The organism is Paracoccus sp. S-4012, from assembly GCF_009674885.1.
Taxonomy (GTDB): domain Bacteria; phylum Pseudomonadota; class Alphaproteobacteria; order Rhodobacterales; family Rhodobacteraceae; genus Paracoccus.
This window is the reverse complement of record NZ_WKKA01000031.1, coordinates 1-11,685: the sequence shown is the minus strand read 5'-3', so window position 1 is coordinate 11,685 and position 11,685 is coordinate 1. Positions and strand designations below refer to the sequence as shown.

The 11,685-nt window shown below is 61.1% G+C and carries 10 protein-coding genes and 1 pseudogene; 2 read left to right on the top strand and 9 right to left on the bottom strand.

From position 1 onward, the window contains the following. Positions 1 to 429: 429 nt before the first annotated feature. From GI374_RS18375 to GI374_RS18340, 8 genes are all read right to left on the bottom strand, one after another. Positions 430 to 618 carry a hypothetical protein gene (locus tag GI374_RS18375; RefSeq protein ID WP_154338455.1) on the bottom strand — a complete coding sequence of 63 codons (189 nt, stop codon included), beginning with the start codon at positions 616 to 618 and terminating at the stop codon, positions 430 to 432. Further along, entirely contained in the window at positions 609 to 1,172 is a 564-nt protein-coding gene (locus GI374_RS18370; RefSeq protein ID WP_229583578.1) for a hypothetical protein, read from the bottom strand. The genes GI374_RS18375 and GI374_RS18370 overlap by 10 nt, the downstream gene beginning before the upstream one ends. A 168-nt stretch (positions 1,173 to 1,340) precedes the next feature. Beyond that, positions 1,341 to 1,808 (bottom strand): hypothetical protein, encoded by a 468-nt coding sequence (locus tag GI374_RS18365; protein ID WP_154338453.1) that lies wholly within the window; start codon positions 1,806 to 1,808, stop codon positions 1,341 to 1,343. Then, the gene (locus GI374_RS18360) at positions 1,805 to 2,074 is read right to left on the bottom strand and encodes a hypothetical protein (protein WP_229583577.1); all 270 of its coding nucleotides are present in this window, start codon (positions 2,072 to 2,074) and stop codon (positions 1,805 to 1,807) included. The genes GI374_RS18365 and GI374_RS18360 overlap by 4 nt, the downstream gene beginning before the upstream one ends. Beyond that, entirely contained in the window at positions 2,011 to 3,171 is a 1,161-nt protein-coding gene (locus GI374_RS18355) for a hypothetical protein (protein ID WP_154338451.1), read from the bottom strand. Before GI374_RS18355 ends, GI374_RS18360 begins: the two co-directional genes overlap by 64 nt. An 8-nt stretch (positions 3,172 to 3,179) precedes the next feature. Further along, positions 3,180 to 5,150 (bottom strand): phage portal protein, encoded by a 1,971-nt coding sequence (locus GI374_RS18350; protein WP_154338450.1) that lies wholly within the window; start codon positions 5,148 to 5,150, stop codon positions 3,180 to 3,182. A gap of 92 nt (positions 5,151 to 5,242) precedes the next feature. Beyond that, positions 5,243 to 5,956: a tyrosine-type recombinase/integrase gene (locus GI374_RS18345; RefSeq protein ID WP_154338449.1), complete on the bottom strand. Its 714-nt coding sequence runs from the start codon at positions 5,954 to 5,956 to the stop codon at positions 5,243 to 5,245. Between the two features lie 51 nt (positions 5,957 to 6,007). Beyond that, positions 6,008 to 6,853, bottom strand: coding sequence for a DUF6538 domain-containing protein (locus GI374_RS18340; RefSeq protein WP_154338448.1), 846 nt, complete (start codon positions 6,851 to 6,853; stop codon positions 6,008 to 6,010). A 288-nt stretch (positions 6,854 to 7,141) separates the two neighbouring features. Here GI374_RS18340 and GI374_RS18335 point away from each other — a divergent pair, with 288 nt between their 5' ends. Then, on the top strand, positions 7,142 to 8,425 hold the full coding sequence (locus tag GI374_RS18335; protein WP_154338447.1) for a DUF6538 domain-containing protein: 1,284 nt from the start codon (positions 7,142 to 7,144) through the stop codon (positions 8,423 to 8,425). A gap of 115 nt (positions 8,426 to 8,540) precedes the next feature. On the opposite strand, the pseudogene GI374_RS18330 reads toward GI374_RS18335, so the two are convergent. Continuing rightward, positions 8,541 to 9,712 (bottom strand): annotated as a pseudogene (locus GI374_RS18330) (IS5 family transposase). 339 nt (positions 9,713 to 10,051) lie between these two features. Here GI374_RS18330 and GI374_RS18325 point away from each other — a divergent pair. Beyond that, positions 10,052 to 11,685 (top strand): calcium-binding protein (locus GI374_RS18325; RefSeq protein ID WP_370515473.1); only part of this gene is annotated, 1,634 nt, incomplete at its 3' end.

Genomic DNA, 11,685 nt, shown 5'->3' with positions numbered 1-11,685 from the left:
TGCCAGAAGCTCGGACAGGTCCATGCTGGTCTTGGTCATCGGGGTCTCCTGTGGTCCGTGGTTGAAGCGTCGAAACTCCACCTCGACCATACACCTCGATGGCCACCTCGGGTTACACCGGCAGAGCAAGCGAAATTACACCACCTGCGCGGACGCTAACTCGCGCCCGATATCGTTGAGGCGATCCTGGACGGGAGGCAGGGTTCGGAGGTGACGCTGGTGCGGGTGCTGGAGCCGTTTCCGGGGGAATGGGCGAAGCAGCCGGTCCACTTCGGCTGACGGCCCGCAGCAGACATTCAACGGGTCACGGGACGACACAGTGCAGCTTCCGCATTCCTGCGATCCGTCCACCCAGGTCCCGAAGCCCGTCAATGACGGTTGGAAGTACTGGATGAATTTCGGCCCCAGAGTTTCGCCATCGCCAATACTTCACCCCAACCCATAGAATTTGGAGACCTGCTCCTTCAATACCTCACGAAGCGCGTTGGTGTCACTCAGGCGTAGTTGCTTGATCCCGGCAATGTTGAAACCGAAGTCTTTTTTTACGTCGCCTATGGAAGCGTTGTGAACGAGCAGGAAGTTCTCATGAGCAAAGCCTTTGCCCTGATTCAAGCCCATGAGGTACCCGATTTCTTGATAGACGTTCTTGTTACCGTGGTCAGGTCGGCGATCAGTAGCCCGGAATCCTCTATCAGGCGCAAGACTTCCGCGTTGATCTCGTAGGAATAGCCCGTGTCGAACTGGTCGATCCGGATGGGTCGGATCGCGATGTCGAGATCGTGCTTGGCGTTCAGGTCATCGATCGCGCTCTTGATTGCGTCAAAGTTGGGTTTCGTGTCGTCGCTGAACTGCATCGACACAAACACCTGTCGTTTGCGCGACTGGGCGATCTTGCTGAAAATCTTGATCAGGTCGGCGGCGTTGATCGAACGCAGCTCATACTGGTGGGTCCGCAGCACCCAGTTGGTGATTTGCTCATAGATGCCCCGCCTTCGATCCTCTGAAAGCTGGAAGTAGAGGACGGTCGCGAACAAGCCCTGCGCGGTGGAAGCCTGCAGGCGCTTGTCGCCATAGGTATCGTTGATGCGCATGATCCCCTCGAACACAGCTTCGGTGTCGAGGGTCTTCTCGGGGTCAATCTGCCCGCGCACATCCTGCAAGGACTTGATCACGACAGACCGGATTTGTCGTGGCCCTCGCTTTTGCCGAAGACGTGCTTCAGGTTGGACAGGTATGAGAAATCGAACCTGTCCTTGAGCTGGCGGCATTGCAGATACTCTGGCCCAAAGCGGTCGCTGAGGCCGCTATCGGAGAGGTCTTCCGGCGCATCGACGATGCCCTTAAAAACCTCTTCCGAGGTCAGCGGCAGGCCTTGGAGTTGATGTTGTGGAAGAGCGCCTTTTCGTTGCGTCGATGCGTTTGAAGAGCTTCTGGCCATCCGGCAGGGTGATATGGTAGCGTGTGAGGTCGCTGGTTGACCTGGCCTTGCGCGGCTTGATGTCCAGCCCGTTGGTGTTGGACTTGAATGGCTCGCCGTCGCGAATCAATTGGAACGGGTCGCCGGAAGGCGCGCCGGCCTTTTCGTAGTCGACGTCGAGTTGCACCGACGGGATGATCTCGGGAAAAAACAAGTACTCGCCGTCGTCGAAGAACTTCCTGATCTCTTCAACATGCTCAGGCTTTAAGTCGCGCTGGTAGGCTTCGTCAGCGTAGGAACATCGTGCAATGTCGATCAGCCGTTCATAGCCTCGCACCGTCAGGAAGCCGCCGATCGAGGGGGCGAAGGCGCCGCTGAAAACCGTGCTCATACCACCACGCCCAACAGAATCGCTTCGATCTCAGCTTTGGCCCGCTCAAGCTCTGCGTTGGCCTGCTGCTGAAGCTGCATTGCTTTGGCCTCGCGGCTTCGTGCCTCTTGGCAGATCGCTAGTTGATGCTCTTCGCTAGGTACTGGAATGAGGAGTTTTTCGATGTCTCGCGTTTGAAGCCTCGGAAGGGTATTGCCCGTCATCAGGTGCTTGGTCTGGCGCACCACGAGTTTGCTGCGCAGAAACCTCGACAGAAACTCGGGCAAAACGCCATGAGGGCGCAAAACATGAAACTCGGTGGAGCAGTATCGGCGAAATAGACTTTGTTCAAATAGGGGCGCAGCTTCGGGAACAGAACGTCCCCTTCGTCAAAGATCGAAGCCGTTCCAAACTCATTGTTACTTTCTGGATCAACCAGGAACCCGGTGCTTCCTTGAATGTTCTCCAAACCGACATAGAGATTGTCGTTGGCCCGTCCGCTTGACGTCTGCCGAATGAAGTTGACCAACCGACGAAGCGGCAGAGTATTCCCGAAGGCCGATGTCTTTTCGCGGCAAGCCTCCACATCCGGTTCAAGCGCGTGCGGATCAAACCGCCAGCCGCCAAGTTCGCGGGCCTTAATGCGGAACATGCGCTTCTCGATCGAGTTTTCCGGTTCTGGCGGAAGGGTGATGCCAAGCTCGGTCAACAGATGGTCATCGATCGACGCCAAGAGCGCCTGGGCTTTTTCAAGCGCTGCTTTTCGGCGTGAATTAGCTTCTTCAAGTATGGGTAGGATGGATTCGTTGTAGATGATCGGGATCGACCTAAGCGCCGGATAGTCGAGGGCCGGGCGGGTTCCACCCGTCGCGCGACGCGTGGCCAGCGCTTCGCCGATATCCGCGTTCAGGGAGGCAGCCAGTGTTTCGCTTTTGATCCTGCTGCGCGTCTTTGCTCTGACTATGTGCTGGTTGATGTTCCCCTCAAACCCTGTTGGCGGTACGGAAGAGACTGCCATCCGTCCAACGCCCGTGATCTTCACGAGCAAGTCGTCCTCGTGCACATGGCTGCGGGCCAGCATAGCGTTGTGTGTCTCGATGTTGATGAACTTGACTTCGGAAAGGTCCAACTCGCCGCTCGTGCTCAGGTTTTGAACGCGAATAAAGGGAACCCCAATTTCCGGGTCGTCAGAGTAGTAGAGCTCCTTTTCCTCAGTCTTCGGTGTCGCGCCGCCTGCCATTGCAAGGAAGAAGTCTCGAAGCCGACGATTGGTGCGGCTGCGGACTTTTTCTTCAAGCTGCACGAAACGGGGAAGGTAGAACCTTACATCGTGTCGGCGTTCGATTTTGCCCCAACTCACCATGAAGAAGTGTTCTTCATTCAAGCCGGGGCTCAGGCAAAAGGGCGCGCCGCTCCCCCTTCAATATGATGAATGAAGCGGCTCAGCTCGGCGGCCACGGTGTCCAGTTCATTCCCGCCGGTCGCTCGCCCGGTGGCGTCGTAGCCAATGTCATCGGCGATCGCCATGAAGATCTCGTAATCCGCAACCTCGCTCTTCACCTTTGCCAGAAACTCGTCGTTCAGCGTTTCGCGCAGCGTGGCGATGCGTTCGTTGTACTCCTCTGACGTTGCCGCCTTCCATTGCTGGTAGGCTTCTGTCTCTTCATGCGCCTTCTTGGCTTTGTCCGCTTCGAACTTGAGCTTGCGCCGCGCCTCCGGGGTCAGGTTGCCTTGGGCATCGAGTGCATCCAGCCTTGCTACAAGCTCCTGGTCGATCTGCTGGATCGTGGCGTCGCCCTTCTTCAGCTTCGCCGCCTTTTCCTTGATCAGCTTTTCCAGCGCTTTGCCGCCATCCTTGCGGGCGTGGATGTCGTCCTGCGCTTTTTCCTTGGCGCGCTGGATGGCGATCGTCGTCGCCTCGTCATGCTTGCGCAGGAAGAGCACCGAACTCTTCATGCCTGCGCCATTGGTGGCAAAGGCGAATTGGGGCAGGGAGACGACACTGACGATGCGCCAATGCTCCTCAATCCAGTCGCGCACATACTGTATGCTGGAATTGGTCAGGATGCTGTCGGGGATGACCATCGCCATGTAGCCGCCCGGCTTCAGGAAGCGGTGGCACTGTTCTATGAAAAGCACCTCGGTAGTCTGCTGGTCGCGGGCTTTTTCGAGAAAAGTCCGGCGGATGAAGTCCTTTTCGCCCACTTTCTTCTGCTTGACCGTGACGTTCTTCAGCTTGGCGTCGATCCAGTCGATATCCTTGCTGCCGAGGTCGTAGTCCTCGAGATACCGCTTCTCGCTGAGCTTCACCTTTGCGCCGAAAGGCGGGTTGGTAATGATGTAATCAAACCGGTTCGCCTTGAAGCCGTGGTTGTTGGTCCGCTCGCGCATCGTGTCGATCGGTTCCAGCCCATCGAAGGCGATGACGTTGGTGTGCCCATCGTCATGGATGATCATGTTCATCTTGGCCGTGCGAGCGATGCCTTCGGAAATCTCGATGCCATAGAGATTGTTCTCGGCGAAGTCGTGCCAATGCTTGTGGTGCTGCACAGATGCTGATTCAAAGTAGCCCTCCTCGGCCATCCGGTCAGCTTCTCGCCGCACCTTGTCGAGCGCATGAAACTCCATCCCCTCATCCAGAACCGCGGTCTTGCCCGATTGCTCGCCGGAATGCGTAGTAAACCAGCTCGCTGCGATTTTTCGCGCACCCTCGGCGTCCAGCTTGGCGGGGTGGCGGATCACGCCAGGGGGTCGGCCGCCGTTTCGGAAGAAGCCGCTCAGGTGCGACTCGGCCGCGAGGGAAAGCGCGATCGCCTCGCGGGCCAGGGTGATCGGTGACACGCCCGCGAATGACTGAAGGTGCAGCACGTCGCCGAAGGGGTGCAGCCGATCGCCACCGACCTCATAGCGGACGCGATAGGCCGGCTCGCCGTCCGCGGCCGTCTCGACCGTGACCGTGCCGGGGTCCAGTCGGTGCAGCTCGAGCGGCTGGCCTGCGCTGTTGCGGACCACAAGGGCGAAGCCGGCACCCCCTAGCAGCGCGTCCGCGGTCAGGGCCTCGCGCAGGGACGGCGCGTCGGTCCAGGGGTTCGCCGGCGCGTGGATCAGCCCATAAGCCGGACGGTCAGTAAGTGCTTGATTATCTGCCGCGGCATAGACCTTGAACGGCATGCGGACGGACTCGGCGATCAGGCTGACCGCGCGGCGAATCGCCGGCACCTTCATGGCCGCGGCGGCGCTGATCGCGGTGCCCGTTCCGCTCGGCGCGATGCCGAAGAGCTGCATCAGCAGCGGGTCGCCCAGGTTGAGCGCCTTCGTTTCCGTGGCGGGAGTCCGCCCCCCTAGTCGTTCGATCCAGCGCATCCTGTTTCATCTTAGCAACATAACGTTGCCATAATGTATCACAGTTACGAATCACCAGAAAGGGTTGAGTTTGCCGGTCAAGGTAAAGCTGTTCACGTTATCGTGATGGCAACGATCGGCAGCCGGAAGCTGACGCGATCCAGCGCCTCCTGCATCCGCTTCACCGGCACATCATGCACGTAACCGGCCGCGACGGATTGATCCTCGTGCCCGGTAATCAGGTCCGAGACTTCTTTTGTGCATCCGGTGCGGATCAGCTCCGTTTTCAAGTTGTGCCGAAAGCTGTGAAACACCTTCGACTTTTCGGCGATACCAAGTTTCGGCAAATAGGTCCGAAGGAACCGGCGGTTAACTTTGTCCTCCGGTTCCCAATCGGGGAAGAGCCGGATTTCGCCGCGCTTCCGCAGTTTGTAGGCATAGGCGGGCAGGCCAAGCGCGATCAGCTCGGAGTGCACCGGAACAAGGCGCTTGCTCCTTTCGTTCTTTGATGCTTCCTCGAGGTCAAAGACTATGACGCCTTGCTCTTCCCGAAGATCACTCAGTTTGATGCGCGAGACTTCGGAGGAAGAGCGCGCGCCGGTGAATAGCGCAATCAGCAGCGCCCATTGACGGGTTTCGTAGCTCTTCGGTTCCTTGAACAAGTCGGTTCCGAAGATCCCTTTCAACTCGGTATGGTCGAACGGCAGCCGCCTCTGTTTCTTGTGAGCCACCCTTCCCGTGTCAACGCGAACGCCCTTCGCCGGGTTATGCTCGATGAAGCCGTTATTCGAGCCCCATTGTAGGAGCTGGAAAGGTGTGACAGCCATTTCATGTTGAGGGTCTGCGGGTCGAGCGTTTCATACGGCTCCGGGCGCTTCTTATTCGCCTTGATCGCCTGCGGCAGGGTCAGACCGGGAAAGCGTAGGGTGTAGCGGGTCGGCGTATCCAGCAGCGCCTGCTTGTAGGAAATGACGTGCTGCTTCGTGATCGCCCTCACCGGCAGCGGCTCGCCAAGGAACTCCTGAAACATGCGGACGGCGCTCTTGTGCTCTTCCATCGTCTTTGCCGCGAGGGATCGCCCGCCCGCGCTGCGCTCCTTGTGGAAGGCGTAGATCGCCCAGGGTCGGACCGCCCTTGCGCTCGGCCAGGACCATCACCGCCGGCTCGGGCTCCGGTGCGGTCAGCAGCGGGCTTGCCGGTTCACCGGGCTTCACTCGCCCGTCATCGCGCTCTTGGAACCGGGCGAGGGCGTCAAGCTGAACCTCGGCGAGGGCGCGCAACAGGACGTGCCGGGGAACCTCTGGCGCGAGGCCCTTGCCGGTGAGCTCGTCAGCAGCATAGCCGACCAGCGCCTCCAACTCTTCGCGCTCGGCGGTGCCGCTCAGGGCGAGGCGCAGCCGGTTCGCATAGACGGGGCGGGAGGCCTTCATGAAGTCGTTTGCGCCGCCCGGTGCCAGCCGCTCGCGGTCGTCTGCTACCAGCTCGGCCTGATAGTGCACCTTCGCGGCGCTCGTGAGGGTAGGGCGGCCCGCCTCATACGCCTCGCGGGCTTCGTCCAGGATCGCGTGGAAGCGGTTCAGGACCGCGAGGGCCTGCCGCTGGGCCTGCCGCTTGTCGGTGCCAAGGGGCGCGACCAGCTCCCGCATGTTGAGGATCGGCCGCAGCTCTTCCGGGACCGTCATGCGGGCGACCCAGCGCCCGCGGACATGCTGAACATGCTTCATACCTTGCCCCTGTTTTGTAGCAGGATTTGTAGCAAGGCTTGTAGCGTGAACCCCAGCAACACAAGCAAGATCAGCGTTTGCGAGGAAGAAAGATGGGGATGGCGGAGTGGAAGTCCGTCATGGCCGACCTCCGAAAATGTGCGAAAACCCCAGCAAATGCTGGCCATTTGGCCCACCATAGCCGGAGCGCAGGGAGCCGGAAAGCCTGTTTTGCAGCACAGTTTGCAGCACAAAGGGCCGCACAAAGCGGCTTGCGAAACGCCGCGCCCGCGGGCAGTTTCCGCGGTGATGGCGAAGCAGATCACCCTCACGCAGCGCGGCGGCGACGGCGGCAACTGGTCGATGCGACGGCGCGTCCCGGCGCGTTACCGATCGGTCGAGCCGCGCCCCTTCGTCTGGGTCAGCCTCAAGACCGACAGCCGCGAGATCGGACAGCGCAAGGCGCCCGAGGTCTGGGCGAACCTCATCGAGGCGTGGGAGGCCAAGCTGCGCGGCGAGGAGGGCGACGCCGAGGCCCGCTTCGCCGCGGCGAAGGAACTCGCCGACCGCCGCGGCTTCCGCTTCCTCGAGGCCCCGGCGGTCGCGCAACTGCCGATCGAGGAGCTGCTGAAGCGCGTCGAGGCCGCCACCGATCCCAAAGGCAAGATCGACAAGATGGAGGCCGAGGCGCTGCTGGGCGGTGCGAAGAAGCCGGTGGTCACGGTCAGCCAGGCGTTCGACCTGTTCTACGTCGATGCCAAGGATCGTGTCGTCGGCATGAGCCCGGATCAGATGCGCCGGCACCGCGCGGCGCGGGCGCGCGCGGTCAAGAACTGGATCGCCGTGAAGGGCGACATGCCGATCCACGAGGTCACGACGCGCGACCTGCACGACTTCAAGGCATGGTGGCTCGAGCGGATCGTGGAGGAGGATCTGGACCGCGGCACCGCGAACAAGGATTTCAGCTACCTGTTCGCCATGTGGCGCGCGGTGGGGCAGGCGCGAGAGATACCCTTGAGCTTCGACACCAAGGGGTTGCAGTTCAAGAGCGTCGAGAAGGAGGCCACGCGCCCGCCGTTCTCGACCGAATGGCTGCAGGACGCGCTGATCCCCGGACTCGCCAAGATGAACACCGAGGCGCGCGCGATCGCGTTTATGATGGTGAACACCGGCGCGCGGCCGTCCGAGATTGCGGGGCTTTCGGCGGCGGGGATCAAGCTCGACGCCAAGATTCCGCACATGATCGTCGCGCCGGAGGGGCGGAAGCTGAAATCCATCTATGCGGATCGAACCGTGCCGCTGGTGGGCATCAGCCTTGACGCTGCCCGGACATGCCCGGACGGCTTCCCGACCTATGCCGACAACCCCGGTCTGTCGAACACGATCAACAAGTTCATGGCCGAGAACGGGCTGCGCGAGACGCCCGACCACACGCTCTACAGCATCCGGCACAGCTTCGAGAGCCGAATGATCAAGGCAGACTTCCCTGAGCGCCTGAAAGCCGACCTGATGGGCCACCGCTTGCAGCGGGAGCGGTATGGCGAAGTGCCTCTCGTGCATATGCGGGACTGGCTCCTGAAGATCGCGCTCTAGCAGGTCGCTGAATTAGTCTGCGCGCCGGAACGTTTTCCCGTCTGATGGACTGGTGTCCTGCGCGTCCGGCGCGTTTCTGCGAACGGCCTTTGCCCCCCGCTGGCGGCTGTCGGCTTCATGCCGCCAGCAGTCGGGGCAGTCGAGCCAGGTTGTTGGCGACCATTGTCAGGATGAAGCGGGATCGCACGCGTTCGATGCCGCGATAGGCGGTCCGGGCCATGCCGCCGACGGTCTTGGCCCAGCCGAAAGCCTCCTCGATGCGCTTGCGGTGTTTCTGGGACCGGGCATGGCTCTCATGCCGGGTGGTGCGTCCGTCGATTGCTGAATGTTTCGATTTCCGCGCGACATGCGGGGTCACGCAGGCCTGGCGCGGGTCGGTGACAAACCCCGTCGCGTCATTTCCCTTGTCTGCCCCAAGCGTCAGCCGCCGGGTCGATCCGGGGGAATGGCGGTGGATCATGTCCAGCGCGGCACGCGGTTCGGCACGGCCGTCGGCCCGGGTCAGGTCGCCCTGGACGATCAGGCCACTCCTGTTCTCCATCAGCGCATGCCCGATGAAGCACTGCATCGCGCCGGTGCCGGGCGACTTCTTGTAGAGCCGGGCGTCCGGGTCGGTGGTCGAGACATGGGTGGCATTCGAGCGCTTCACGCCCCGGAAATCGACCTCCGCGTTACGGTTCTGGCGGGTCACGCGGGGTCTCGGGTCGGTCTCGGGTTCGGTCGGTTCGGACTGCTGACTGGCCGAGGTGTCGGACCGGGCGGATCGCCCCGGCCATCGTCGTCGGGCGGGCAGTCGCCGGCCCGGGGCTGAAAGCTCTTCATCGAAGCCCAGGCCTTCACCAGTGTGCCATCCACCGAGAAATGGTCGTCGGACAACAGCGGCGAGACCTCGTGATGCGCCAGGATCGCCGCCATGACCTTGCGCGACATCCTGGTCGTCAGCAGCCGGTCGCGGTCCTTGGTGAACACCGTCGGCACCCAAACGGGATCGTCGACGCCCAGCCCCACGAACCAGCGGAACAGCAGGTTATACCGCATCTGCTCCATCAGCTGCCGCTCGGACCGGACCGAGAACAGGATCTGGATCAAGCTCGCCCGGATCAGCCGCTCCGGCGGGATCGAGGGACGACCGAAGTCGGTGTAAAGCGCCTCGAACTCGGCATCGAGGCTGGTCAGCGCCTCGTTCACCACCTGCCGGATCTTGCGCAGCGGATGCCGTGCCGGGATCCGCGCCTCCAGATCGACATAGCTGAACAGCGACCCGCTCGTCTCGTCCGTCCCCCGCATCATCAACCCCGCCGTTGCCGTCCGCAGATGAATCATGTTCCTCAAATCGCGTCGAGGGCGGACTTCTTCAGCATCCTGCTAGGGGCGCGCTCCCGCGGAATCCTGCCGGCAACGCACAACGAAGCGTGGAGCATATTCGCCCGTACCGTCCCTCCACGATCGACATGGCTCACAAGTTTCCTTGCCGTGATCCCTGCGCACCGGTCGTGAGGGGAGATCCCTGCGGCCGCGGCGCTAACCCAAATAGCAGTTGACAGGTGATGCGCAGCAACTTAGCAGCCATGCTAACAAGTTCTATCCCGCACCCTTTATTCCGTCGATTCTGATAAGGAAGAAACAGTGTCTATTCTGACCGGCTTTTCCATGCCTCTCGTGATCGACCTTTCATCGGGGAACGTGCCGTTCACCGTTAGGGCTGAAGCGAACGACCCGCAGGGCGTGCGTCAGGTGGTCGTCTGGCTTGACCGGGAGATCACCGATAACATCGGAACTTTTGAGCTTATTGGGCTGTTTGGTTACGGAGACTCGTGGGCTGACGGCGCCTCTTCGGAGGAGCGGACACTTTTTTCAGTCAACCCTTCAGGTCGCGTCGACATCCTGCGCGTCGACATCAAAGATTATTCAGGGAACGTGACGAGCTACAACACCGATGCTCTTCGTACCGAAGGGTTTATGACCGGCTTTGACATCGTCGGTACCGCACCAGTCGAAATCGAGGGTGCTCACGCGCGGATGTCAGTGAGCGACGTGATCCGAGTTCGTGAAGGGACCAGCCAGACAATCGACCTCTCCTTCCTGAATCTGACCAGAAACTTTGCGAACTGGGAGTATAGCGCCTCGGTCGCGGGCGGCACCGCAAATGCGGACGATCTCAACCCCTCCTCAGGAAGCGGCAGCTTCTGGCTTGACTCGACCTCCCCGACGAGCCGCCACGAATCCATCACAATCTCGGCCGCTCGCGATGACCTCGCGGAAGGGACCGAGACAGGCTTCTTGACAGTCACGCTGAACTCGGGCCTGACTTTCGAGGACGGCGGCACCATGAAGGTCGTCCGCATCGAGATTTTTGACGACAACCAGACCATCGGCGGCCCCGGCAATGACGTGCTGCGCGGTACCTCGGCGGCCGAGATCCTCGAGGGGCGCCGGGGCAACGATACCTACTTCGTCACGCTCGGGGACAGAGTGGTCGAGGCTCCCGGCGGCGGCAAGGACACGATCCACAGCGATCATACTCGCGGGCTCGAGGCGGATGTCGAGAACCTGACTCTGACGGGAACGGGCAACATCAACGGGACCGGGAACGATCTGGCAAACCGGATCAACGGCAACGCCGGAAACAACCTGCTGGACGGCGGTTTCGGTGCCGACACGCTGAACGGTGGCGCCGGTGATGATATCTATATCGTCGACAACGTCGGAGACCAGGTCAACGAAGGACGAAATGGGGGAACCGACTTGGTGCGTGCCTCCGTTTCCTATGCACTGACCGCCAATGTCGAGAACCTGACTCTGACGGGAACGGGCAACATCAACGGGACCGGGAACGATCTGGCAAACCGGATCAACGGCAACGCCGGAAACAACCTGCTGGACGGCGGTCTCGGTGTCGACACGCTGAACGGTGGCGCCGGTGATGATATCTATATCGTCGACAACGTCGGAGACCAGGTCAACGAAGGACACAATGGGGGAACCGACCTGGTGCGTGCCTCCGTTTCCTATGCACTGACCGCCAATGTCGAGAACCTGACTCTGACGGGAACGGGCAACATCAACGGCACCGGGAACGGTCTGGCAAACCGGATCAACGGCAACGCCGGAAACAACCTGCTGGACGGCGGTTTCGGTGCCGACACGCTGAACGGCGGCGCCGGCGACGACATCTATATCGTCGACAACGTCGGAGACCGGGTCAACGATGGACACGATGGGGGAACCGACCTGGTGCGTGCCTCCGTTTCCTATGCACT